At 62.9% G+C, this 23,524-nt stretch carries 18 protein-coding genes; 12 read left to right on the forward strand and 6 right to left on the reverse strand.

Annotated elements, in window-relative coordinates:
- Window positions 1-174: 174 nt before the first annotated feature.
- Window positions 175-1,518: an aromatic acid/H+ symport family MFS transporter gene (locus CLU86_RS00190; RefSeq protein ID WP_099740154.1), complete on the forward strand. Its 1,344-nt coding sequence runs from the start codon at window positions 175-177 to the stop codon at window positions 1,516-1,518.
- A 107-nt stretch (window positions 1,519-1,625) separates the two neighbouring features.
- On the opposite strand, the gene CLU86_RS00195 is transcribed toward CLU86_RS00190, so the two are convergent.
- Window positions 1,626-2,108 carry a YqaA family protein gene (locus tag CLU86_RS00195; protein ID WP_099740155.1) on the reverse strand — a complete coding sequence of 161 codons (483 nt, stop codon included), beginning with the start codon at window positions 2,106-2,108 and terminating at the stop codon, window positions 1,626-1,628.
- A gap of 166 nt (window positions 2,109-2,274) precedes the next feature.
- Between CLU86_RS00195 and dusB the strand changes: the two genes are divergently transcribed.
- The 4 genes from dusB to CLU86_RS00215 all read left to right on the forward strand — a co-directional run bounded on the left by dusB (window position 2,275) and on the right by CLU86_RS00215 (window position 5,832).
- Window positions 2,275-3,321, forward strand: coding sequence for a tRNA dihydrouridine synthase DusB (dusB, locus tag CLU86_RS00200; RefSeq protein ID WP_099658076.1), 1,047 nt, complete (start codon window positions 2,275-2,277; stop codon window positions 3,319-3,321).
- Window positions 3,318-3,551 carry a Fis family transcriptional regulator gene (locus tag CLU86_RS00205; protein ID WP_099658077.1) on the forward strand — a complete coding sequence of 78 codons (234 nt, stop codon included), beginning with the start codon at window positions 3,318-3,320 and terminating at the stop codon, window positions 3,549-3,551. The genes dusB and CLU86_RS00205 overlap by 4 nt, the downstream gene beginning before the upstream one ends.
- A gap of 106 nt (window positions 3,552-3,657) precedes the next feature.
- Window positions 3,658-5,265: a bifunctional phosphoribosylaminoimidazolecarboxamide formyltransferase/IMP cyclohydrolase gene (purH, locus tag CLU86_RS00210; RefSeq protein ID WP_199175069.1), complete on the forward strand. Its 1,608-nt coding sequence runs from the start codon at window positions 3,658-3,660 to the stop codon at window positions 5,263-5,265.
- A 33-nt stretch (window positions 5,266-5,298) separates the two neighbouring features.
- A complete protein-coding gene (locus CLU86_RS00215; RefSeq protein WP_099740156.1) occupies window positions 5,299-5,832 on the forward strand; it encodes a c-type cytochrome in 534 nt (177 codons plus the stop codon).
- A 237-nt stretch (window positions 5,833-6,069) separates the two neighbouring features.
- Here CLU86_RS00215 and CLU86_RS00220 read toward each other — a convergent pair whose 3' ends face one another.
- Both CLU86_RS00220 and pobA read right to left on the reverse strand, forming a co-directional pair.
- Window positions 6,070-6,534, reverse strand: a complete 465-nt coding sequence (locus CLU86_RS00220) for a hypothetical protein (protein WP_099740157.1) — start codon at window positions 6,532-6,534, stop codon at window positions 6,070-6,072.
- 197 nt (window positions 6,535-6,731) lie between these two features.
- The gene (pobA, locus tag CLU86_RS00225) at window positions 6,732-7,916 is read right to left on the reverse strand and encodes a 4-hydroxybenzoate 3-monooxygenase (protein ID WP_099740158.1); all 1,185 of its coding nucleotides are present in this window, start codon (window positions 7,914-7,916) and stop codon (window positions 6,732-6,734) included.
- Window positions 7,917-8,302: 386 nt separating this feature from the next.
- Between pobA and CLU86_RS00230 the strand changes: the two genes are divergently transcribed.
- The gene (locus tag CLU86_RS00230; RefSeq protein WP_099740159.1) at window positions 8,303-9,082 is read left to right on the forward strand and encodes an IclR family transcriptional regulator C-terminal domain-containing protein; all 780 of its coding nucleotides are present in this window, start codon (window positions 8,303-8,305) and stop codon (window positions 9,080-9,082) included.
- A 101-nt stretch (window positions 9,083-9,183) separates the two neighbouring features.
- Here CLU86_RS00230 and CLU86_RS00235 read toward each other — a convergent pair whose 3' ends face one another.
- The 3 genes from CLU86_RS00235 to CLU86_RS00245 form a co-directional block, all read right to left on the reverse strand.
- On the reverse strand, window positions 9,184-10,929 hold the full coding sequence (locus CLU86_RS00235) for an alkaline phosphatase (protein WP_099740160.1): 1,746 nt from the start codon (window positions 10,927-10,929) through the stop codon (window positions 9,184-9,186).
- A 147-nt stretch (window positions 10,930-11,076) separates the two neighbouring features.
- Window positions 11,077-12,381, reverse strand: a complete 1,305-nt coding sequence (gene hemL / locus CLU86_RS00240; RefSeq protein WP_099740161.1) for a glutamate-1-semialdehyde 2,1-aminomutase — start codon at window positions 12,379-12,381, stop codon at window positions 11,077-11,079.
- Window positions 12,365-13,321 carry a bifunctional hydroxymethylpyrimidine kinase/phosphomethylpyrimidine kinase gene (locus CLU86_RS00245; RefSeq protein WP_099740162.1) on the reverse strand — a complete coding sequence of 319 codons (957 nt, stop codon included), beginning with the start codon at window positions 13,319-13,321 and terminating at the stop codon, window positions 12,365-12,367. The genes hemL and CLU86_RS00245 overlap by 17 nt, the downstream gene beginning before the upstream one ends.
- Window positions 13,322-13,415: 94 nt before the next feature.
- On the opposite strand from CLU86_RS00245, the gene CLU86_RS00250 reads away from it, so the two are divergent.
- From CLU86_RS00250 to CLU86_RS00275, 6 genes are read left to right on the forward strand one after another with little or no spacing between them, the layout of a single operon-like run.
- Complete coding sequence (locus CLU86_RS00250; RefSeq protein ID WP_099658085.1) at window positions 13,416-13,589, forward strand: rubredoxin; 174 nt, start codon at window positions 13,416-13,418, stop codon at window positions 13,587-13,589.
- A gap of 50 nt (window positions 13,590-13,639) precedes the next feature.
- Window positions 13,640-14,038 carry a PleD family two-component system response regulator gene (locus CLU86_RS00255; RefSeq protein WP_044398823.1) on the forward strand — a complete coding sequence of 133 codons (399 nt, stop codon included), beginning with the start codon at window positions 13,640-13,642 and terminating at the stop codon, window positions 14,036-14,038.
- Window positions 14,038-14,403 (forward strand): PleD family two-component system response regulator, encoded by a 366-nt coding sequence (locus tag CLU86_RS00260; RefSeq protein WP_044398821.1) that lies wholly within the window; start codon window positions 14,038-14,040, stop codon window positions 14,401-14,403. Before CLU86_RS00255 ends, CLU86_RS00260 begins: the two co-directional genes overlap by 1 nt.
- A 15-nt stretch (window positions 14,404-14,418) precedes the next feature.
- Window positions 14,419-14,946: a chemotaxis protein CheW gene (locus CLU86_RS00265; RefSeq protein WP_099658086.1), complete on the forward strand. Its 528-nt coding sequence runs from the start codon at window positions 14,419-14,421 to the stop codon at window positions 14,944-14,946.
- A gap of 21 nt (window positions 14,947-14,967) precedes the next feature.
- Entirely contained in the window at window positions 14,968-17,256 is a 2,289-nt protein-coding gene (locus tag CLU86_RS00270; protein WP_099658087.1) for a methyl-accepting chemotaxis protein, read from the forward strand.
- Window positions 17,257-17,301: 45 nt separating this feature from the next.
- Window positions 17,302-23,496, forward strand: a complete 6,195-nt coding sequence (locus tag CLU86_RS00275; RefSeq protein ID WP_099740163.1) for an Hpt domain-containing protein — start codon at window positions 17,302-17,304, stop codon at window positions 23,494-23,496.
- The last annotated feature ends 28 nt before the right edge of the window (window positions 23,497-23,524 follow it).

Raw genomic sequence — 23,524 nt, forward strand, 5'->3', positions numbered from 1 at the left:
ACGGCCCCCGCGCAGACCTTTGCACTGAGGCGCGCGGGGAAGCGCTGAAGGGCGCTGAAAAACGCTTTGTCCCATCTTTGCCAACGCATGGGCCACACGTGGCCCGGTGCTGGCGCAGCGATCACCGATTCATCACACCAACAGAGGGGCCACAGGCCCCCGGAGACAAATACCATGCAAACCGCTACCGCACCGGGCCTGCCGGACGCGTCCCACACGCTCGACGTTCGGGCTTTCATCAATCAACGCGCCCTCTCGCGCAACCAGTGGATTCTGGTGTTGCTGTGCTTTCTCATCGTGGCCGTCGATGGCATGGACGTGGCCATCATGGGCTTTGTGGCGCCGTCCATCATTCAGGACTGGCAGATTTCGCGGCTCGCCTTCGGCCTGGTGATGGGGGCTGCCCCCATGGGCCTGGCCGTAGGGGCTTTGCTGGCCGGGCCGTCGTCAGACTGGTGGGGGCGGCGCAAGGTGCTGATCGGCTCGGTGCTGGTCTTTGGCCTGTGCACGCTGTTCACGGCCTGGACGCGCAACACCACTGAAATGGCGGTGCTGCGCTTTCTCACCGGCCTGGGCCTGGGGGCGGCCATGCCCAACACCACCACGCTGTTGTCTGAATACGTGCCCGAGCGCCGTCGCGCCTTCCTGGTGGCGGCCATGTTCACGGGCTTCAACCTGGGCTCGGCCCTGGTGGGCTTTGTGGCAGCGGCGCTGATTCCGCGTTTTGGCTGGCAGTCGGTGCTGGTGCTGGGCGGTGTGTTGCCGCTGGTGCTGTTGCCTTTGCTGTTGGTGTATCTGCCAGAGTCGGCACGCTTTTTGGTGGTGCGCGGCACCGAAACGGCCAAGGTGGCAGGGGTGCTCTCGCGCATGTGTGGCGCCTCGCTGCAAGGGGTGGTGAAGTTTGTCTCTGGCGAGTCCGAGGTCAAGTCGCGCCAGCCCATGGCGGTGCTGTTCTTGCCCGAGTACCGGCTGCGCACGCTCACGCTGTGGGTCACGTACTTCATGGGCCTGCTGGTCATCTACCTCACCACCAGCTGGCTGCCCACCATGATGCGTGACGCGGGCATGTCGATTGACCGCGCCGCCAATGTGACTGCCATGTTCCAGCTCGGTGGCACGGTGGGTGCGTTGGTGGTGGGCTGGCTCATGGGGCGCCTCAACCCCAACCGGGTCATCGCTGGCGCGTATGTGCTGGGGGCGGTGGCGCTGGTGGTGATGGGGCTCAATGGCCTGAACTCGCTCTGGGTGGTGGCCTTCGTGGTGGCTGTGGGCTTTTTCCTGAGCGGTGCGCAGACCGGCCTCAATGGCTTTGCCCCCAGTTGCTACCCCACGCTGGCGCGGGCCACGGGCGTGAGCTGGATGCTGGGGGTGGGGCGCTTGGGCAGCATCCTGGGCTCGTCCATCGGGGGCGTGCTCATGACCATGGGGTGGGGCTTTGAGGGGATCTTCATCGCGCTGGCCGTGCCCGCGATCCTGGCTGGGGGCGCGATTTTGCTCAACCGCCGAGCCGGGGAGTGATTGGCTTTAGCCAAAATGGCCTCTAGCGCTTTTTCTGTAAGCGCTGGCAGCTATCAAATAAATAGCATTTTGGCGGGGCGTACCGGCTTGCCCCCTTTGAACAAGCCCTACAGCCCCACCTGCCCCGGCATGAAGTACAGCAGCACGCTGGTCATCACCAGATAGCGCAGGAACTTGCCCACCGCCATGTACGCCAGGCAGGGCCAAAAGGGCAGTTTGAGCCAGCCTGCCACGGCGCACAGCGGGTCGCCCACGCCGGGCAGCCAGCTCAGCAGGCAGGCGGGGGGGCCAAAGCGGCGCAGCCAGTTCAGGGCGCGCACCTCGGTGGCGCTGCCTCGGGCCCGGTCTACCGCCTTGTGGGCACCCAGGCCCATCCACCAGCTCACGGCGCCGCCCAGTGTGTTGCCGATGGTGGCCACGGCAATGGCGGGCCAGAACAGGTCGGGGTTGAGCTTGATGAGCCCGAACACCGCAGGCTCTGACCCCAGTGGCAGCAACGTGGCCGAGAGGAACGAGACCACGAACACCGTGCTCAGCCCAAACTGCGGCAGGGCCAGCCATTGCAGCAACTGGTGCATCCATATTTCCATAGGCTGGGAGTGTAGGGGGCTGCTGCGGCGGCAACGTCCGAGGACATCGGTGACCCTTGGGGCCTTCTGAAATATTCCGTTGCGTTTTTCATTTGCTGAAATTTTGAGCAGGTACAATCCTGCCTCCTTTTTCAGCATTCGCTGCCCAACCCCTCCCGCACACCCTATGCACATCGGCCAGTTTTCTTTGGCGAATCGCCTGTTCGTCGCCCCCATGGCGGGCGTGACGGACCGGCCTTTTCGCCAGCTGTGCAAGGCGTTGGGGGCGGGCTATGCGGTGAGTGAGATGGTGACCTCGCGCAAGGACTTGTGGAACAGCCTCAAGACCTCGCGCCGGGCCAACCACGAAGGAGAGCCGGGCCCCATTGCCGTGCAGATTGCCGGCACCGAGGCGCAGATGATGGCCGAGGCGGCGGTCTACAACGTAGAGCGCGGCGCGCAGATCATCGACATCAACATGGGCTGCCCGGCCAAGAAGGTATGCAACAAGTGGGCGGGCTCCGCCCTGATGCAGGACGAGGCGCTGGCCGTGTCCATCGCCCAGGCGGTGGTCGAGGCCTGTGCGCCGTTCAACGTGCCTGTCACGCTGAAGATGCGCACTGGCTGGTGCCAGCAGCACAAGAACGCTGTATCCCTGGCGCGTCAGTTTGAATCCATCGGCATCCAGATGCTGACGGTGCACGGCCGCACGCGCGAGCAGGGCTACAAAGGCCAGGCCGAGTACGACACCATCGCCGCCGTGAAAGCGGCGGTGAAGGTGCCCGTGGTGGCCAATGGCGACATCACCTCGCCCGAAAAGGCGCGCGATGTGCTGGCCGCTACCGGTGCCGACGCCATCATGATTGGCCGCGCGGCCCAGGGGCGGCCGTGGATCTTCCGCGAGATCGCCCACTTTCTGGACACAGGCGAGCACCTGGCCCCACCCCTGGTGGCCGAGGTGCGCCGCCTGCTGCTGGACCATTTGCACGACCACTACAGCTTGTATGGCGAGCTGACCGGCGTGCGCAGTGCCCGCAAGCACATTGCGTGGTACCTGCGCGCTCTGCCGGGCGGCGAGGCCTTCAGGCAGCACATCAATACGATAGAAGACAGCGCCACGCAGTGGCAGGCGGTGGCGGATTTTCTGGAAGCCCTGGGCACCCAGATGGACCGCATGCCCGCCGCTACGGCGGCGCTGGTTGAAGCAGAAGAACAAGAGGGATTGCCTGCATGAGCAAACAACATATAGAAGAGTGCGTCCGTGAAAGCCTCCAGGGCTACTTCCGCGACCTGGGCGGTGAAACGCCCGACGGCATGTACGACATGCTGGTGCGCGTGGTCGAGAAGCCGCTGCTGGAGGTGGTGATGAGCCACGCCGAGAACAACCAGTCCCGCGCGGCCGAATGGCTGGGCCTGAACCGCAACACCTTGCGCAAGAAGCTGGTGGAGCACAAACTGCTCTGAGCCGTACCGCAGGTGCCCTCAGGGTCGATTGCTATAAAAAATATAGCTTCTAGCGCTTGTCAGGTAAGCGCTAGAGCCCGATTTAACTTCAAACTTTACCTCCACCATGGCCATGAACGCACTTCTTTCCGTATCCGACAAGACCGGCATTGTTGACTTTGCCAAAGCCCTGCATGCGCTGGGCATCAAGCTGCTGTCCACCGGTGGCACCGCGCAGCTGCTGGCCAAAGAAGGCCTGCCCGTGACCGAGGTGGCCGAAGTCACCCAGTTCCCCGAAATGCTGGACGGCCGCGTGAAGACCTTGCACCCCAAGGTGCACGGCGGCCTGCTGGCCCGCCGCGAGTTGCCTGCCCACATGGCGGCCCTGAAGGAACACGGCATCGACACCATCGACCTGCTGGTGGTCAACCTCTACCCCTTTGAAGCCACCGTGGCCAAGGCCGGCTGCACACTGGCCGACGCCATCGAAAACATCGACATTGGCGGCCCCGCCATGGTGCGCAGCGCCGCCAAGAACTGGGCCGACGTGGGCGTGATCACTGCCGCCGACCAATACGACGCCGTGCTGGCCGAGCTGAAGGCCAACGGCAAGCTGAGCGACAAACTGCGCTTCGCCCTGTCGGTGGCCGCGTTCAACCGCATCGCCCAGTATGACGGCGCCATCAGCGACTACCTCTCCTCCGTCGCGTTCGACGAAGCCAAGCTGTCGGAAACCTACGTGCCCGAGCGCACGCAGTTCCCCGGCCAAAGCAACGGCGCCTTCATCAAGGTGCAAGACCTGCGCTATGGCGAAAACAGCCACCAGCAAGCCGCGCTGTACCGCGACCTGCACCCCGCACCCGGCTCGCTGGTCACAGGCGTGCAGCTGCAAGGCAAAGAACTCAGCTACAACAACATCGCCGACGCCGATGCCGCGTGGGAATGCGTCAAGAGCTTTGACGCCGCTGCCTGCGTCATCGTCAAGCACGCCAACCCCTGCGGCGTGGCCGTGGGCCTGGACGCCCTGGACGCCTACAGCAAGGCCTTCCAGACCGACCCCACCAGCGCCTTCGGCGGCATCATCGCCTTCAACCGCGCGGTGGACGGCGCCGCCGCCGCCCAGGTCAGCAAGCAGTTTGTGGAAGTGCTGATGGCCCCCGACTTCACTGCCGAGGCACTGGAAATCTTCAAAGCCAAGGCCAATGTGCGCCTGCTCAAAATTGCACTGCCCGCCCACGGCGGCACCACGCACTGGAGTCGTGGCCGCAACGCCATGGACGCCAAGCGCATCGGCTCGGGCCTGCTGCTGCAGTCGGCCGATAACCACGAGTTGTCGCTCATCGACCTGAAGGTGGTGACGCACAAGCAGCCGTCGCTGGAGGAAATGTCTGACCTGCTGTTTGCCTGGAAGGTGGCCAAGTACGTCAAGAGCAACGCCATCGTCTTCTGCAAGGGCGGCATGACCATGGGCGTGGGCGCAGGCCAGATGAGCCGCCTCGACTCGGCCCGCATCGCCAGCATCAAGGCCAGCCATGCCAACCTGTCGCTGCAAGGCACCGTGGTGGCCAGCGATGCCTTCTTCCCCTTCCGTGACGGCCTCGACGTGGTGGTGGATGCAGGCGCCACCTGTGTCATCCAGCCCGGCGGCTCCATGCGCGACCAGGAAGTGATTGACGCTGCCAACGAACGCGGCGTGGCCATGGTGTTCAGCGGCGTGCGCCACTTCCGCCATTGATCTGCGCACCGCAAAGCATCCCTGGATTGCTCCATGCATCCAGACGATGACACCCCACCGCCCCGGCCGCGCTGGCTGGGATGGGCGCTGATCGCCTTCGGGCTGCTGATCACCTTGGGCATGCTCAATCTGGGCGTGCGCATGGTGCTCACAGCCAAACCGCCGCAGGCCGAAGCACCGGGGGACGTAGCACCCCAGCCACCGGCCTCAGCAAACCCTACAGCTCCTACGGTTCCTGCAGCCGGGGCTTCAGGGGCCGCAGTAGCCCCCCAAACCACCTCACTCGCCGGGCAAGCCTTGGTGGAAGCCAGTGATTGTTTGCGCTGCCACGGCATGGACCGGCGCTACGTCGGCCCATCCTTCCGCCAGATTGCGGCCCGCTATCAAGACCGCCCCGACGCCGCCGCCTACCTCGCTCGCAAGATCCGCGAGGGCAGTGTGGGTGAATGGGGGCGCACTGTGATGCCTCGGCATCCGCAGGTCACTGAAGTGCAGGCGCATGCGATGGCGCTTTGGGTGCTGGGGTTGCCGATTGCGGAGGGTGGGAGCTCTGCTACCCAGCAGTAATGATCCGGCTTACCTGCGGAGGGATACCGCAGTGCTTGACGATGTCCACTACTAGCAGTGGTGATCGGCTTGTCTACATGGGTCTTTTCACTTCGTTTTCGCGCGACAGAATTGGGCCGCAAGCGGGGCTAGAAGGAGCTCTGCGATTTCAGGGTCCTAGCAAAGAGCAAGTGTTAGGACCGCGGTGAAGCCATGCCCCTTGTTGGCGTCCCCTGGACCTAAAGGTTAGCCTCCGTGCTATTTGCGCGCCAAGTATCTGTGCTTGCCGATGCCGGGAGAGTGAACCACTATTTCTTCGGATGAGAGATCACCGGCGTGATCGCCAAGGAGGTGCTTTCGCACTTGCATGATCACTGTAAGTTCGTTCTGTGTTTCGGTTCTGAGGGTGAGAGCTTGGCCCATTGAGCGATACACATCGGTTGGGAGCCAGAGAGCAAGCTCCCAGGAGAGGCGGTTCAACTGCGCGTACCGCTCAGGCGGATCGGTTTCGGCTAGGTTCGCGGTGGCCGACATGTATTCAGCGACTTTGGCTGCCTGTTCACGTACTCTAACTTCCCATTTCATGGCCTCTAAGACCTTGGCATTCTCAAGTTGCAGTTGCGACTTAAGTCTCTCTGCGATCCAAAGCGAGAGAAGAAACTGGACTACTGCGAGAGCTCCGGCAATTGAGAAGATCGTCTCGATGGAGAAAGTCGCTGGCATTGGTTTCCTTCTGTTGACGGCGGCGGTTAATGTGATATTTCCGCAAAACCTGCGGATGAACTGAGGCGTGGAGGATATTTTGGCGTTTGGTTCGCGGCGCGCTTCTTTGATGAAGCAGGTCTCGCAATAAAAATAGCCTCCTGCGCTTAAAGATAAAGCGCAGGAGGCTATGGTTTTAGTAGCGGTATGGCGCTAAATCAAGCACCAAAATTCATCGGCAACCCCACATAGTTCTCCGCCAGCGAGCGCGAAGCAGCCTCCGAATTCACCAGGTAGTCCAGCTCCGCTTCCTGCATCTTCTGGCCAAAGGCGCCGGTTTCTGGGAAGTGGTGCATCAGCGAGGTGAACCACCACGAGAAGCGCTCAGCGCGCCACACGCGGCGCAGGCACCGGTCGGAGTAAGTGTCGATGCCTGCGCGGGATTTGTCGTTGTAGAAGTCGGCCAGCGCATTCCATAAATAACCCACGTCGCTGGCGGCCAGGTTCAGGCCCTTGGCGCCTGTGGGGGGCACGATGTGGGCGGCATCGCCCGCCAGGAACAGGCTGCCAAAGCGCATGGGCTCGGCCACAAAGCTGCGCAGGGGGGCGATGCTCTTTTCGAGCGAGGGGCCGGTGGTCAGGTGCTCGCGGGCTTCGGGGTCCAGGCGGTTGCGCATCTCGGCCCAGAAGGCGTCGTCGCTCCAGTTCTCCACCTTGTCGGTCAGCGGCACTTGAAGGTAGTAGCGGCTGCGGGTGGCGCTGCGCATGCTGCACAGCGCAAAGCCCCGGTCGGTGTGGGCGTAAATCAGCTCGTGCGCCACGGGCTTCACATCGGCCAGCAGGCCCAGCCAGCCAAAGGGGTAGACGCGCTCGTAGGTGCGGATGGCGCCTTCTGGCACGCTGGCGCGGCACACGCCGTGAAAGCCGTCGCAGCCTGCGATGAAGTCGCAGGTGAGGGTGTGGGTCTGGCCGTCTTTCTCGTAGGTCACACGCGGCGTGGCGCCGTCAAAGTCGTGCACTTTTACGTTGGCGGCTTCATACACGGTGGTGAGGCCTGCGGCGGCGCGGGCGTCCATCAGGTCTTGCGTCACTTCGGTCTGGCCGTAGACCATGACGCGGCTGCCGCCGGTCAAGGCATGCATGTCAATGCGATGGCGTTTGCCTTTGAACAGCAGCTCAAAGCCGTCGTGCGGCAGGCCTTCGGCATGGGCGCGGGCGCTCACGCCAGCCTGGTCCAGCAGGTCCATGGCCACTTGTTCCAGCACCCCGGCGCGGATGCGGCTGAGCACGTAGGCGGGGCTGCGCTGCTCGATGATGATGGCGTCGATGCCGGACTTGTGCAGCAACTGGCCGAGCAGCAAGCCGGCAGGGCCTGCACCGATGATGGCAACTTGGGTTCGCATGTCTCTGTACCTCGTTATGGATCTTGGAAATCAACGGGGTTGAGCGTAGGTTCCCAGGCGTTCTGCGGCCAGTGGCTGGGCTCGATAGCGTGCGATGATCGGTTGCGTTGTGCGATCATCGCGCAGTAATTGACATGTGTCATGAAGCCTGTAGCGGGCTGCTCCCGTTGAAGTGACGGGTGGTCGCGCAGCCGTATGTGGCGTTTTATGGCGCAGGCATCTTTGAACTTCAACGATCCGTTCGGGCTGAGCTTGTCGAAGCCCTGCGCCGCGCTTCGACAAGCTCAGCTTGAGAGGTTTAAGGGGGTTCATGCCGGATCAATAGCGCCTCCGTAGGGGGGCTGTGCAAGGCATCAAGGCACCCCAGCAACTGTAGGAATTCATCCATGGCCACTTTTCCCATCGCCAAGTCCGACCTCATCGAAGGCATGGCCAAAGGCATGGCGGTGCTGGAGAGCTTTGACACCGAGCGCCAGCGGCTCAATGCCACGCTGGCCGCGCAGCGCACGGGCCTGACGCGGGCGGCAGCGCGCAGGCATTTGCTCACGCTGGCGCACCTGGGCTATCTGGAGACGGATGGCAGCTACTTTTGGCTGGCGCCCAAGGTGCTGCGGTTTTCGGGTAGCTACCTGGCATCGGCCCGGCTACCGCGCGTGCTGCAGCCCACGCTGAACCGGCTGGCGGCGCAGACGCAGCAGTCGTTCTCTGCCGTGGTGCTGGACGGGGACGAGGTGGTGATCGTGGCGCGCAGCGGGGTGTATGGCGCGCCATCGCGCACCATGGCCTATGGCCTGCACCTGGGGGCGCGACTGCCTGCGCACCCCACATCGACGGGGCGGGTGCTGCTGGCCGCGCTGCCGGTGGCAGAGTTTGCGCAGTGGCTCAAGGGCTGCACGCTGCAGCGGCTCACGCCCCACACCCTCACGCAAGTGGGCGCCCTGCGCAAGGTGGTGGCCCAGGCGCGGCGCGACGATTTTTGTCTGGCAGTGGAAGAGCACGAGCTGGGCGTGCACGCCCTGGCCGTGCCGCTGCGCAACCTGCAGGGGCAGACGGTGGCGGCCCTCAATGTGGTGGCATCACCCCAGCAAATGCAGGCGCAGACGCTGCAGCGCGACATGCTGCCGCTGCTGCAGGAGGCCGCGCGCGAGCTGCGGGGGCTGCTGTAGCGGCGGGGTGTTGCCTGGCATCGTGTTGGCGGTCCATCCAACCGCCATCAGAACCCAGCCAGAACCCCCACCGTTCGGGCTGAGCCAGTCGAAGCCGAGGCTCAGGCTGCGACGATGCGCCCCACACCCGCAGCGCCCGCCACCACCTTGAGGGACTTGTCCGTGCTGGCGGTGTAGCTGCGGCTGGTGATGGTGCTCACGTACACCCAGTCGGCCCGGCATTCGGTGGCCGTGGCGGTGACCACCATGTAGCCGCGGCGTGAGGTGTCGCAGTATTGCAGCGGGCCAATCAGCTGCTCCAGCGCGCCTGCCAGTGTGGCGGGCTTTTCATTGGGCAGGTATTCCTCAAACCCGGGCGAGGTGACGGACGAGGTGGCGAACTCCACGCCCACGGCCTTGCCGTTCATGTCCAGCAGCTCGTTGGCCCAGGCGTTGTGCGTGTCGCCCGCCAGCACCACCAGGTTTTTGCCCAGGCTGCGCGAGGTGGCCAGCACCGTTTCGCGTGCGGCCTGGTAGCCGTCCCAGGCGTCCAGGTTGTAGGGGATGGAGGGTTGCGCCAGGATGGCCTGCTCTGCGGGCGTGAGGCTGCTGGGGTTGCTTTGCGCACGGGCCACCAGGGCTGCGTACTGGCTGACGCTCACGCCTGCGCCGGGCTGCAGGGTTTCCATGAGGATGGGCGCAGGGATGTTCATGCGTCCCATCAGCACCTGCTGGCCCAGCACCTGCCAGGTGGCGGTGGATGCGGCCATTTGCTGCTGCAGCCACTGCGTTTGGGTGGTGCCCAGTAGCTGGCGGGTGGGGCTGCCCACGGCCGCCGTAAAGCCTGCCGCATCCAAGCCGCTGGCGGTGAAGAACTTGCTGTAGCTCAGTTGCTCGTCGCGGGCGATGACGCGGGTGTCGAGCATGTGCAGGGCCACCAGGTTGCCAAAGGCAAAGCTGCGGTAGATGAGTTCGGGCTGTGCGTTGCGGGTGGGCATCCACTCGTGGTAGGCCTGCATGGCGGCGGCCTTGCGGGCGCTGAAGCTGCCTTCGGTGGCGCTTTGGTGGTTTTCTGCGCCGTCGCGCCAGGTGTCGTTGGCGACTTCGTGGTCGTCCCAAATGGCAATCATGGGCGCGGCGGCGTGCAGGGCTTGCAGGTCAGGGTCGGTCTTGTACTGGGCGTGGCGCTGGCGGTAGTCGGCCAGGCTCAGGATCTCGTTGGCAGGGGCAGACAGGCGGCCCATGGCGCCCGCGTTGGCCGATGCGTAGCCGCCCTGGCCGTATTCGTAGATGTAGTCGCCCAGGTGCACGGTGGCGTCCAGGTCGTTGCGCTTGGCGGCGTCGGCGTACACGTTGAAGTAGCCCGCAGGGTAGTTGGCGCACGAGAACACCGCCAGCTTGACCTGCGCCACGCTGCCCGTGGGCAGGGTGCGGGTGCGGCCGGTGGTGGACGTGGCCGCATAGGCCTTGAAGCGGAAGTGGTAGGCGGTGGCGGCCTTCAAGCCGGTGGCGTCCACCTTGACGGTGAAGTCCTTGCTGGCCAGCGCCGTGGTCTGGCCCTGCGCTACGAGGGTGGTGAAGGTGCTGTCGGTGGCCACTTCCCAATCGACGGGGATGTCGCTGGTGTGGCCTGCGGGGGGCGTCACCCGCGTCCACAGCATCACGCGGTCGGCCAGCGGGTCGCCACTGGCAATGCCGTGGGCAAACTGCACGGCGGGCACATCGTCGCTGCCGCCGCATGCGGCCAAGGGCAGGGTGCCCAGGGCAGCGGCAGCCAAGCCCATCTGGCGCACAAATCGGCGGCGGCTGGGGTGGGCCTCGGCGGCGTCGCGCAGCGGGTGGGGGGAGGAGAGGAGTTTGTCGGTCATGGCGCAGGGCGGAGGGGTAAAGCCCCCGAGACTGCCTGCGCCGCATGACGATGGTGTGAACCGGGCAGAGGGGCTGTCGCCTCTGCTACAGGTTGAAAGAAAATAGGGCTCTAGCGCTTATCCAATAAGCGCTAGAAGCTATCTTTTTTATAGTGTTTTGAACACTTCGCGCGCAGCGGCCACTGTGGCGGCAATGTCGTCGGCCGTGTGGGCGCCGCTGACAAAGCCAGCTTCGTACAGCGCAGGGGCGATGTACACGCCGCGATCGAGCAGGCCGTGGAACAGCTGGTTGAACCGGGCGCTGTCGGTCTTGAGCACGGCGGGGTAGTTCTGGGGCAGCTCGGGCAGCAGGAAGAAGCCGAACATGCCGCCTTCGCAGTCGGCGCTGAAGGGCACGCCTTCTTCCTTGGCAGCTTGCGCAAGACCATCGACCAGCGAGCGAGTGGAGGCCGACAGCGCATCGAAGAAGCCGGGCTTCTTGATCTCGCGCAGCGTGGTCAGCCCGCAGGCGGTGGCCACCGGGTTGCCCGACAAGGTGCCTGCCTGGTACACGCCGCCCAGCGGGGCCAGGTGTTCCATGATGGCGCGCGGGCCGCCGAAGGCCGCCAGCGGCATGCCGCCGCCAATCACCTTGCCCAGCACGGTGATGTCGGGCTTGAAGCCGGGGATGCTCTTGGCGTACACGCTTTGCGCGCTGCCCAGGGCTACGCGGAAACCCGTCATCACTTCATCGAGCACCAGCAGCGCGCCGTATTCGGTGCACAGCTCGCGGCAACGCTGCATGAAGGGCACGCTGGCGCGCACAAAGTTCATGTTGCCCGCGATGGGCTCGATCATCACGCAGGCCAGTTCCTTGCCGTGCAAGGCAAAGGCTTCTTCGAGCTGGGGGATGTTGTTGTATTCCAGCACCAGGGTGTGCTGCACCACTTCGGGCGGCACGCCCGCGCTGGTGGCATTGCCAAAGGTGGCCAGGCCCGAGCCGGCCTTGACCAGCAGCGAATCGGCATGGCCGTGGTAGCAGCCCTCGAACTTGATGAACTTGCTGCGGCCGGTGGCGCCACGGGCCAGGCGAATGGCGCTCATGCCCGCTTCGGTGCCCGAGCTGACGAGGCGGATCATCTCCATCGATGGCACCAGGCTCAGGATTTCTTCGGCCAGTTCCACTTCGCGCTCGGTGGGGGCGCCGAAGCTGAAGCCTTCGAGCGCCGCCTTTTGCACGGCTTCGAGCACCGCAGGGTGGCCGTGGCCCAGGATCATGGGGCCCCAGGAGCCGATGTAGTCAATGAAACGCTGGTCGTTGGCATCCCAGAAGTAGGCGCCTTGCGCGCGCTTGACGAAGCGGGGCGTGCCGCCCACGGCCTTGAAGGCCCGCACCGGCGAGTTCACGCCGCCGGGGATCAGCGCCTTGGCGCGTTCAAACAGGGGAATATTGAGATCAGTGCTTGGTGTCATGGGGGGGCATTACAAAGCCTTCGATGGCCTGTGTTTCGTCAAGGGAATCTGCTTCGCTGTCTTCTGACTCGTCGTCATCGGGCTGGGCCCAGAACATGCGGTCGGGAATGATGTGGCCCATGCCGGGACGAAAGCCTGCGTCCAGGCAGCGGTCCAGGTAGTTCAGGGCTTCACTGGTGGCCTCGCCCAGGTCGTTGCCGCTGCCCACCAGGGCCGTGAGCGCGGCCGAGAGGGTGTCGCCCGCGCCGGAGAAGGTGGCGTCAAACAGCTCGAACTTGCCGCTGCCCAGGATGGTTTGGGGCGAGGCGAGCACGTTTTCGACAAACTGCTCGGGCAGTGGAATGCCGGTGACCAAGGTGTAGGGCACGCCCATCTCGGAGGCCGCACGGGCAATGTCGCGGGCGGTGGGGCTGCGGTCGCTGCTCCAGTCGGGCAGCAGCCAACGCCACAGCGTGCTGTGGTTTCCAACCAACACTGAAGTCTGCGGCAGCAGCAGCTCGCGAAAGGCATCCAGGTACTCGTCAATCAGCTCTTCGCGCCACCAGGACAGGTTGGGCATGTAGGCAATGACGGGCACCTCGTCGTAGTCGGTGGTGATCTCGGCAATGGCGCTGATGTTCTCGGGGCTGCCCACAAAGCCGACCTTGATGGCTTGCACGGGCATGTCTTCCAGCACGGCACGGGCCTGCTCGGCCACGGCCTCGTCATCCAGGCAGAAGTGCTCGAAGATCTGCGCGGTGTCACGTGCGTAAGCGCCCGTGACCACGGCGATGGCGTGACCGCCCACGGAAGAAATGGTGGCAATGTCGCCCGTCAGGCCGCCTGCGCCGCTGGGGTCGCTGGCATTGAAGACCAGAATGCAAGCCGGGCTGGATTCGTCCGATGCGTCGTCACTGTCCAGGTCGTCGGGCGCGGGGGGGAGGGGGTTGTGAGTTGTCATGATCCAGTTCCTGCATCAATGGTGGCATAGAAGCAGCAGCCCGCAGAGATGACTAGATACAATCGTTGCATTCTATGTGAAGGCCCATTAAGCTGTGATCGACTCTAAGACGTGGATGTGTTTGATCTGTGGTTGGATCTATGACGAGGCGGCTGGTTCGCCCGAACATGGCATCGCACCCAACACGCCTTGGGACCAGGTCCCCATGAACTGGACTTGTCCAGAATGCGGAGCACGCAAAGAAGATTTTGAGATGGTGCAGATTTGAAGCGCGGCTCCTGCTGCGGTGTTTATTTTTTCCATCGGGAGCAGTAACAATTGACTACAACAGGCGCATCTTTCAAGGTGCTCGTGGTGGATGACAGCAACACCATCCGTCGAAGCGCCGAGATTTTTCTCAAGCAGGGGGGGCACGAAGTCTTGTTGGCTGACGACGGCTTCGATGCTTTGGCCAAGGTGAACGACTATCAGCCTCAGCTGATTTTCTGTGACATCCTCATGCCGAAGTTAGACGGGTATCAAACCTGCGCGATCATCAAGCGCAACGCCCGTTTTGCAGATACCCCGGTGGTGATGCTTTCTTCCAAAGACGGTGTGTTCGACAAGGCCCGTGGCCGCATGGTCGGCTGCCAGGAATACCTCACCAAACCCTTTACCAAAGACCAGTTGCTGCAGGCTGTGCAGCAATTTGGCAATTCCCAACTAGGAGCGATGTAATGCCCATCCAGAAAGTGCTGGTCGTCGACGACTCGAAGACCGAGTTGATGTTTTTGACAGACCTGCTGCAGAAAAAAGGCATGCAAGTGCGCACGGCAGAAAACGCCGAAGAAGCTTTCCGTCGTCTGGCTGAAGAGAAGCCAGACCTGATCTTGATGGACGTTGTCATGCCTGGCCAAAACGGCTTTCAACTGACCCGTGCCATCAGCCGCGACCCGCTGTATGCCGATGTGCCCATCATCATGTGTACCAGCAAAAACCAGGAAACAGACCGCGTCTGGGGGATGCGCCAAGGTGCCCGTGGCTACATCACCAAGCCGGTGGACCCGGCTGAGCTGCAGTCCAAAATTGACGCACTGAACTGAGGCAGCGGCGCGTTCATGGCCAATCGCGAAGCCCTCCGGGAGCTCCAGGTACGTCTTGCCGGCCGTTTGCAGGCCGCGAGGGTTGAGGGCTTGTCCGTGTCATCCTGGCTGGCAGTCGAATCTGCTGGCCAGTCTTATTTGTTGCCTCTGGCGCAGTCGGGCGAAATTTTCCCCTGGGTTGCTGTGCAGCCTGTGCCCTACACCCAGGCGTGGTTCCTGGGAGTTGCCAATTTGCGCGGTGGCTTGGTGGGGGTGGTCGATCTGGCTGGCCTGCTGGGCTCGTCCGTGCAGCGGACCGAGCAAATGCTGTCGGAGTCCAGTCTGCTGGCGTTCAACGCCGTATTGGATGTCAATGCGGCGCTGCTGGTGGACCGCCTGGCTGGCTTGCGCGGCACGGATGCCTTTGTGTCGTCCGAGGCGCCTCCTGAAGATGCTCCTGCCTTTTTCGGCACTGTCTATGTCGACGCGGGTGGCGTTCGCTGGCAAGAGCTGAATCTCCAAATCCTGTCCCAACATCCCGCATTCCTGAGCATCAGTGCTTGAGTTTTTCTGTAAGGCCGCACCATGTCCGTCGTCAATCAATTTGGAAAACTGTTCAACCGCAAGCCTGCACCGCAAGATGCAGAGCCGGGTGCTGACGGCAACAACGATTTGCTGTCTGCTGGCACCTCCGATGGGGGCACATCGCGTGACCCCTATCAGGTGGATGCCATGAACAGTGTTCAAGGCGAGGGTGACTCTTACTCTCCTGAGGCCGATTCGGCCGACGCCCTCGGCGTTGAAGCAGAACAGATTGTTTTGCCTGTGCTGGGCAGTGCGACAGCGGCTGCGCACCAGCGACGTTTGCTGGCATTGCTGGCCGTGGGCGTGGTGACCCTTGGTGTGATTGCCGCATGGGTGCTGCGCCAAGCCGACCAGTCTGCGCAGCAACTGGCTGCGACCGGGCAGTCCTTGATGCAGTCGCAGCGTTTGGCCAAATCGGTTTCGCAGGCGCTGGTGGGTAGCCCCCAAGCGTTTCCGGACGTGGTGGAAAGCTCGGGCGTGTTGGCCCGTAACATCCGCGCTTTGACCGGTGGTGATGGCGAGTTGGGCGTGCCTGCGCTGGGCGAGCCCTACAAGCCGGAACTGGATGCTGTGAACCCCATGATGGAGCGCGCTGAGCGCAACGCTGGCGTGGTGATGGGCCAGCAAAAGATCCTGACCCAGGTGGGTGACGCTCTGCGCACCATCAACCGCCAGTCGTCCGACCTGCTGGAAATCGCTGAAACAGTGTCTTCCTTGAAACTGCAGCAAAACGCTCCAGCCTCTGAAATCTCTGCAGCGGGCCAGCTGGTGATGTTGACCCAGCGTATCGGTAAGTCTGCCAACGAATTCCAGACCATGGAAGGCGTGAGCCCTGAGGCCGTGTTCTTGCTGGGCAAGGACTTGAACTCGTTCAAGGAAATCGCACAAGGCATGTTGGACGGTAGCCCTGAACTGCGTTTGGCTGCCACCAAGGACGCGCAGACCCGCGAGCAATTGGACGGGCTGGTGAAGCTGTACGAACAGACGCGCACACAAGCCAGCGCGATTCTGGGCAACCTGCAAGGTCTGGTGTCTGCGCGTGAAGCCCAGTCCGCCATCATTGCAGACAGCGAACCACTGCGTCGCCAACTGGAAACGCTGCAAAGCAAGCTGTCTGCCCAAACCGGTGTGGGCGCCGGCCAATTGGCTGCCCTGGTGCTGGCCAGCGCGTTCTTGCTGGTTTGCGGTTTCTTGCTCTCGCGTGTTCAGCTGCTGGACAGCCGTAACCGCCAACGCACTGCGGAAGTTCAACAAAAGGACGCCAAGCGCCAAGAACAGGAAGCCAAGCGCGTCAATGACGCCAACCAGGCCGCTATTTTGCGTTTGATGAACGAACTGCAATCGGTGGCTGAAGGTGACTTGACCCAGGAAGCCACGGTGACGGAAGACATCACCGGCGCTATTGCCGACTCGGTGAACTACACGGTGGAAGAGTTGCGCCAGCTGGTGGGCAGCGTGCAGAACACGGCGACCCGAGTGGCCCAAACAACGGCCCAGGTGGACAGCACTTCGACCGAACTGCTGGCGGCTTCGACCGAGCAGCTGCGCGAAATTCGTGAAACCGGCCGCTCGGTTCTGGACATGGCGACCCGTATTAACGAAGTGTCTACCCAAGCCCAAGAGTCTGCTACGGTGGCCCGCCAATCGCTGCAAGCCGCTGACTCCGGTCTGCAGGCCGTGCAAAACGCCATCGGTGGTATGAACTCCATCCGTGACCAGATCCAGGACACTTCCAAGCGTATCAAGCGCCTGGGTGAGTCCTCGCAAGAGATTGGTGAAATTACGGAGCTGATTTCTGACATTACCGAACAGACCAACGTGCTGGCGCTGAACGCAGCTATTCAGGCCGCATCTGCCGGTGAAGCCGGTCGTGGCTTCTCTGTGGTGGCGGAAGAAGTGCAGCGTCTGGCGGAACGTTCCGCTGATGCGACGCGCCAGATTTCTGCGCTGGTGAAGGCCATTCAGACCGATACCCAAGACGCTGTGGCAGCTATGGAGCGTTCCACGCAGGGTGTGGTGGAAGGTGCGCGTCTGTCTGACTCTGCTGGTACCGCGCTGTCTGAAATTGACCGCGTGTCGCGCCGTCTGGCTGAACTGATCGAGCTGATCTCGTCTTCGACATCCCGTGAAGCCGTTTTGGCCAACGAAGTGGCCGACAACATCCAGCACATTTTTGCGGTGACCGAGCAAACGGGTGAAGGTACCCGCACCACGGCACAACAGGTTCGTGAGCTCTCGCATATGGCCGAAGAACTGCGCCAATCGGTGGCACGTTTCAAGATCGCCTGACGCTAGTCATCAACCAGCTGGCTCTTTGCAGCCGGGGACGAATCCATGTCATCTATTGATGTCAATAATGCACCGGCCGCAGAGTGGACCCACGGAGATCAAGATCTCGGGCCACTGGCTTGGGTGCTTGACGAACTGCGTAAATCCCTCGGCGGGGCCGTCAAATCGATGCGCCGCTTTGTGCGCGATGCTGAACAAGCCCATGAATCGGATCTGGCTTCTCTGGACGCTGGTTCTTTGCGCATTGCAAGGCAGCAACTGCACCAAGCCAGTGGCGCCTTGGAAATGGTGGGCATGGGCCCTACGGCCTTGGTTTTGCGTGCCATGGAATCCGCTGTCCAGAAGTTTGTACAGCGCCCTGAACTCTGCACTGACGATGCTGCTGCCACTATTGAGCGGGCCAGCTTTGCGCTGATCGAGTACCTGGAAAGCGTTCTTGCGGGCAAGCCTGCTTCACCTGTCGCGCTGTTTCCGCAGTACCGCGATGTCCAGGCTCTGGCTGGCGCGGACCGTGTGCATCCGGCCGATCTGTGGCCGGTGGAGCGACGCTTCAGGGAGCCCGACCTGACGGTCACGGCCACCCCCTTGCTCTACGGCGCAGATGCGCGTGCGCGTCTGGATGCAGCGGTTCTGAAAATTGTGAAAACGGGCGACCTCAAGGCCGCTCGCAGCATGCGTGATACCTGCCTGGGGTTCGTGGCAGCACAGCAGGATCGCCAAGCCCGCGCTTTCTGGAAGATCTGTGCAGGCTTCTTCGAAGCCTTCACGGAAGGCCTGTTGCCGCCCGATGTGTACGTGAAGCGTGTCGCGTCGCGCGTGCTCATGCAGTACGCCACGTTGGCCAAGGGTGACACCACCATTGCAGACCGTTTGGTCCAGGACTTGCTGTTCTTTTGCTCGCAAGCCAAGCAATCTGAAAGCGCACAAACGCCTGCACTGCAAGCGGTTCGGCACGCGTTCGCGCTCGACCGCTTCAAGCCCGTTGACTATGAAACTGTGCGGTTTGGTCGTTTTGACCCCGCCTTGCTGGCCCAGGCGCGCAAGCGCATTGCGGCCGCTACGGAGACATGGTCTGCCTTGGCTGGAGGGGACCGTAACAAGGTCAAGCCCGCAGCAGACCAGTTCAGTTTGGTCTGTGATTCGTTGCGCAAACTCAACCCCGGCAGCGAAAGCCTGGCAGTTGCCTTGACGCAAACGATGGAGTCCGTCACCCGCACGGGTGAGCCTCCTTCTGCGGCCCTGGCGATGGAGGTGGCCACCTCGGTGTTGTACCTGCAGGCCGCTTTTGAAGAACTGGACGCAGCCGACGAACAGATGGTGCAGCGCGCCGATCGCCTGGCTGAACGTTTGGCCGCAGTGGGCGCCGGCGCAGAGCCAGAACCTCTGGAACTCTGGATGGAAGAGCTGTACCGCCGTGTCAGCGACAACCAGACCATGGGCAGTGTGGTGGACGAGTTGCGTGCCACCTTGGCCGAGGCCGAGAAGGCCATGGACCTCTTTTTCCGCAGCCCACAAGATACTTCTTTGCTGGCTGCCGTGCCGGGCTTCATGGCGCAGATGCGCGGTGTGCTCTCGGTGCTGGGCCTGGACCAGGCTTCGTTGGCGGTGGTGCGCATGCGCGACACCGTTGAACGTTTGCTGATCAACGAAGTGCCCGAAGACGAAAAGCCCGGCGCCTTTGAAAAGCTGGGCAGTAGCCTGGGGGCCCTGGGCTTCCTGATCGACATGCTCAGCTACCAGCGCGCCATGGCGCGCAAGCTGTTCGTTTACGACGAGGAGTTGGGCGAGCTGCGCATTCTCACGGGCAAGGTGCGTGGTCGCGCCTCGGATGCGCGTGAAGAAACACCTGCCAAGCTGGAAGAACGCGCACCGCTGCCGTTGCCAGACGTCATTCCGCGTTTCCAGGTGGAAGAGCCCGATGGCGTGCCGACCGATTTCTCGCCTTTCCCTGGCGCGATGGACGAGGCACCGGTGCTGGAATCCCCGGTGGAGGCACCGCTGGCCCCCGAGATTTCTTTCGACACAGCCCCCGCGCCTGTGGCCGCTCCGGTTGCACAGCCCGCGCCTGTGGTTCTGGCAGTCAAAGAGCCTTTGGCTGTTGAGGATGAACTGCTGGAAGTCTTCCTGGAGGAAGCCCGTGAAGTCGTGGTCAATGGAACGACGGCGATTGCGGCGCTGAACGACGAACCCGGCAACCTCAGCGAACAAACCACGTTGCGTCGCGCGTTCCACACCCTCAAGGGCAGCTCGCGCATGGTGGGGTTGAATGATTTCGGTGAAGCTGCCTGGTCGATGGAGCAATTGCTCAACGCCTGGCTGGCCGAGCAAAAGCCGATGCAACCTGCCTTGTTGCAGCTGTCATCCGATGCACTGCAGGCCTTTGATCGATGGGCCAGCGACATTGCGACAGGTGCGACAACGCCGTGGCAGTCGGATGCGTTCCGCCGCTCTGCCGACGCCATGCGTCTCGAAGGCGCAGTGGTGCCGTTGGCCCTGCCTGGAGCGGCCGTTGCTGCGGAGCAAGCGTTGCCAGATGCTGTTGCGGCAGCGCCCATTCAGGCTATCGTGCCTGAAGTGCCTGAAGTGCCTGAAGTGCCTGAAGTGCCTGAAGTGCCTGAAGTGGTGGAGGCGGTACTGCCACTCCAGGACTTCCAGTCCACCGAAATTGCCGCAGATGGTTTGCTGCTGAGCGAAAGCGACGAAGTCTTGTTGCCAGAGCCTGTGACGGCCACCGAGGCGGAAGAAATCGACTTCTCTGCGTTCACCTCGGCACTGTCTGAATCTGAACAGCCAGCCTCGACACCTCCAGCCGAGATTGTCTCGGCCCCTGCGGTTGCCGCAGAAGCTGCCAACGATGGTCTTCTGGATTTGTCATTGCCAGACCTTGGCTTCATGGACGCCTCGGCGGCCCCTGCGGTGGCAGAGGAGCCAGCGCTTCCAGAGTTGGAGGCAGTGGCTGCTGAAGCCTTGCCTGTGGTCGAGGAAACGCTCCCTGCGCTGGACATTGAGTTGGTCGAAGCTGCGGCTGAACCCGCAGTGGACGTGTTGTCTGTCGAAGAGACACCGTTGGATCTCACGGTTCCGGACATCGCGGAAGAACCTTTGGTGGTGCAGGACCTGCCTGTTGCCGAAGTGGCAGAGCCTGCCGCCGTGGTGCCCGACGAGGCCAGCGATGCAGATCTGGCCATGGAAGATGTGGCCCGTGAAGAAGCGGTCAAAGTCATTGAGACCCTGCGCATCGGCTTGCCGCTGTACAACGTGTACCTCAACGAGGCCGATGAATGGTCGCGCCGTCTGGTCACCAGCCTGCAGGAATGGGCACTCGAACTCCACGAGCCTGTGCCTGACACCGCTGTAGCCTTGGCGCACTCGCTGGCTGGCAGTTCGGCCACGGTGGGCTTTACGGCGTTGTCCGACATGGCGCGGGTGCTGGAACATGCGCTGCAGCATGTGCAGCTGCAATCCCGTGGTACCGAAGAGCAAGCCGCTGTGTTCATGGCGGCCGCCGAAGACATTCGTCGCTTGCTGCACCAGTTTGCTGCGGGCTTCCTCAAAGAGCCCAGTGCCGAGGTGGTCGAGGCCTTGCGCCAGATTCTGCAGACGGAGATCAACAACACCTTGTCGCCCCCTGACGATGATCTGGAAGACATGCACACGCAGTTGCATGCCGAGCCAGAGTCTGCAGAGGCCGAGGCTGTGTTGGACGATGTCGTGCCGGCGCCAGAAATGGTGGAAGAGCCGGTCGCCGGAGTGCCGGTCGTCCAAGAGCCGGTGGCGCCCGTGGTGGTGCCTCGCCCGGTGGCGCCCGCACTGTCGGTCGTCAAGCGCGATGCCACGCCTGTGGTGATCAGTACCGATGTGGACGACGACATTGATGTGGTCGACGTCATTGATCCTGACCTGTTCCCGATCTTCGAGGAAGAGGCTGCCGAACTGCTGCCCCAATTGGGTGGTGCCCTTCGTCAGTGGGCTGCCCGGCCCGACAATCTCAGCGCGCGCAGTGAAGTTTTGCGTGCCTTGCACACCCTCAAGGGCAGCTCCCGCTTGGCCGGGGCAATGCGTCTGGGTGAAATGGCCCACCGCCTGGAGTCGGCGATTGAGCAGATCGACGTGGAAACGGTCACTGCCGATCAAGTCGAGCCCTTGCAAGCCAGCTTCGACGGACTGGAAGCCAACTTCAACGCCTTGAGTGCCAATGGCGGTCAAGTGCCAGACACTGAGGCAGAGCAACCGGTATCGGACACAGCCGCTGCCCACGCTGCACAGTCGGCTGCGGTGCCTACTGCTGCAAGCGAAGCGATGCCTTCCACGCCTGCGGTGCGCCTGCCTGGCCCGTCGCAGTTGGCGCCCTTGCGTGTGGCGGCTAACCAGTCGGTGCGCGTGCGTGCCCAGCTGCTGGACCGCTTGGTCAACCAAGCGGGTGAGGTGATGATCAGCCGCTCGCGCCTGGATGTGCGCTTGGGCCAGTTCCGCAGCTCGCTCACCGATCTGTCAGGCAACCTGGACCGCTTGCGCCAACAACTGCGCGACATCGAGGTGCAGGCTGAGTCGCAGATGCAGTCTCGCATGGCGCTGGCCAAAGACTCTGCCGCAGGGTTTGACCCGCTGGAGTTCGACCGTTTCACGCGGGTGCAGGAATTGACGCGCATGATGGCCGAGTCGGTGAACGACGTGGCTACGGTGCAGCGCAATTTGCAACGCGCCATGGAAGGTGCCGAAGACGACCTGATCGCTCAGGGCCGCCAAGCGCGTGAGTTGCAGCGTGACCTGCTGCGTACCCGCATGGTGGAGTTTGAAGGCATCGCCGAGCGTTTGTACGCTGTGGTTCGCCAGGCCTCCAAGGAAACCAGCAAGCAAATCAAGCTGGACATCACCGGCGGCTCCATTGAAATGGACCGTGGCGTGTTGGACCGCATGACACCGGCCTTCGAGCACTTGTTGCGCAACTGCGTAGCCCACGGGATTGAAGAGCCCGAAGCCCGCCTGGCTGCGGGCAAGCCGGCCACCGGGACGATCACGGTGGATCTGCGCCACGAAGGCAACGACGTGTCGGTGGAGTTCCGCGATGACGGTGCCGGCCTGAACTTGCCTCGTATCCGCGAGAAGGCTTTGGCCCAAGGGCTGATGGAGTCCGGGGATGAACTGAGCGACGAAGTTGCCGCCAACCTGATTTTCATGCCGGGCTTCAGTACGGCCACCGAAGTGACGGGTTTGTCCGGTCGCGGGATTGGCATGGACGTAGTGCGTGCAGAAATCAACGCCCTGGGCGGCCGTATCGAAACATCCACCCAGGCTGGCCAAGGTGCGGCGTTCCGGATGGTGCTGCCCCTGACCACGGCGGTGACGCAGGTGGTGATGCTGCGCGCGGGTGACCTCGCTGTGGGCGTGCCTGCCAATCTGGTGGAGATCGTGCGCCGCACCTCCGCGCAGGATCTGGAAGAGGCCTATCGCACGGGCTACTTTGACGATGGCCTGGAGCGTGTGCCGTTCTTCTGGTCGGGTGCATTGTTGCAATCGTCTGCCCGCAGTAACGAGCCCGCAGGCAAGACCCGCCCGGTGGTTGTTTTCCGAAGCGCCTCGCAACGCATCGCCATGCACGTGGACGAAGTGCTGGGCAACCAGGAAGTGGTGGTGAAGAACCTGGGGCCACAACTGTCGCGTCTGCCAGGCTTGGCGGGTATGTCGGTGCTGGCGTCGGGTGCGGTGGTCTTGATCTACAACCCAGTGGCGTTGTCCACGGTGTATGGCGATCAGGTGCGTGCGGCCAGTGCAGGGGTGTCCATGCTGGTGGAGACCGACAGCCCTGGTGCACCGAAGGCGCCCACCTCGTCGATGATGGCCGGGCCGAGCCAGGTGCCGTTGATTCTGGTAGTGGACGATTCCATCACGGTGCGGCGTGTGACGCAGCGTTTGCTGCAGCGCGAAGGCTACCGTGTGTCGTTGGCCGCCGATGGTTTGCAGGCGCTGGAACGCTTGCAAGAAGAACGCCCTACCGTGGTGCTCTCCGACATCGAAATGCCCCGCATGGATGGCTTCGACCTGGCCCGCAACATCCGCGCCGACAGCGCACTGCGTGACCTGCCCATCATCATGATCACCTCGCGGATCGCTGAAAAGCACCGCGAGCATGCGATGGAACTGGGTGTGAACCACTACCTGGGCAAGCCTTACTCGGACGAGGAGCTGCTGAGCTTGATTCAGCACTACGCGCGCCTTGCGGCTGCGACTGCCGAGGTGTAAAACCAAGGCCGCCAGTGGCGGTCTTGAT

The organism is Acidovorax sp. 62 (assembly GCF_002754495.1).
In the GTDB taxonomy this organism is placed as follows: domain Bacteria; phylum Pseudomonadota; class Gammaproteobacteria; order Burkholderiales; family Burkholderiaceae_C; genus Acidovorax.

What these genes read in the sequence shown, in the direction of transcription:
- CLU86_RS00190 (WP_099740154.1), top strand. Translation starts at nt 175, where the DNA reads ATGCAAACCGCTACCGCACCGGGCCTGCCGGACGCGTCCCACACGCTC.
- CLU86_RS00195 (WP_099740155.1), bottom strand. Translation starts at nt 2,108, where the DNA reads ATGGAAATATGGATGCACCAGTTGCTGCAATGGCTGGCCCTGCCGCAG.
- dusB (WP_099658076.1), top strand. Translation starts at nt 2,275, where the DNA reads ATGCACATCGGCCAGTTTTCTTTGGCGAATCGCCTGTTCGTCGCCCCC.
- CLU86_RS00205 (WP_099658077.1), top strand. Translation starts at nt 3,318, where the DNA reads ATGAGCAAACAACATATAGAAGAGTGCGTCCGTGAAAGCCTCCAGGGC.
- purH (WP_199175069.1), top strand. Translation starts at nt 3,658, where the DNA reads ATGGCCATGAACGCACTTCTTTCCGTATCCGACAAGACCGGCATTGTT.
- CLU86_RS00215 (WP_099740156.1), top strand. Translation starts at nt 5,299, where the DNA reads ATGCATCCAGACGATGACACCCCACCGCCCCGGCCGCGCTGGCTGGGA.
- CLU86_RS00220 (WP_099740157.1), bottom strand. Translation starts at nt 6,534, where the DNA reads ATGCCAGCGACTTTCTCCATCGAGACGATCTTCTCAATTGCCGGAGCT.
- pobA (WP_099740158.1), bottom strand. Translation starts at nt 7,916, where the DNA reads ATGCGAACCCAAGTTGCCATCATCGGTGCAGGCCCTGCCGGCTTGCTG.
- CLU86_RS00230 (WP_099740159.1), top strand. Translation starts at nt 8,303, where the DNA reads ATGGCCACTTTTCCCATCGCCAAGTCCGACCTCATCGAAGGCATGGCC.
- CLU86_RS00235 (WP_099740160.1), bottom strand. Translation starts at nt 10,929, where the DNA reads ATGACCGACAAACTCCTCTCCTCCCCCCACCCGCTGCGCGACGCCGCC.
- hemL (WP_099740161.1), bottom strand. Translation starts at nt 12,381, where the DNA reads ATGACACCAAGCACTGATCTCAATATTCCCCTGTTTGAACGCGCCAAG.
- CLU86_RS00245 (WP_099740162.1), bottom strand. Translation starts at nt 13,321, where the DNA reads ATGACAACTCACAACCCCCTCCCCCCCGCGCCCGACGACCTGGACAGT.
- CLU86_RS00260 (WP_044398821.1), top strand. Translation starts at nt 14,038, where the DNA reads ATGCCCATCCAGAAAGTGCTGGTCGTCGACGACTCGAAGACCGAGTTG.
- CLU86_RS00265 (WP_099658086.1), top strand. Translation starts at nt 14,419, where the DNA reads ATGGCCAATCGCGAAGCCCTCCGGGAGCTCCAGGTACGTCTTGCCGGC.
- CLU86_RS00270 (WP_099658087.1), top strand. Translation starts at nt 14,968, where the DNA reads ATGTCCGTCGTCAATCAATTTGGAAAACTGTTCAACCGCAAGCCTGCA.
- CLU86_RS00275 (WP_099740163.1), top strand. Translation starts at nt 17,302, where the DNA reads ATGTCATCTATTGATGTCAATAATGCACCGGCCGCAGAGTGGACCCAC.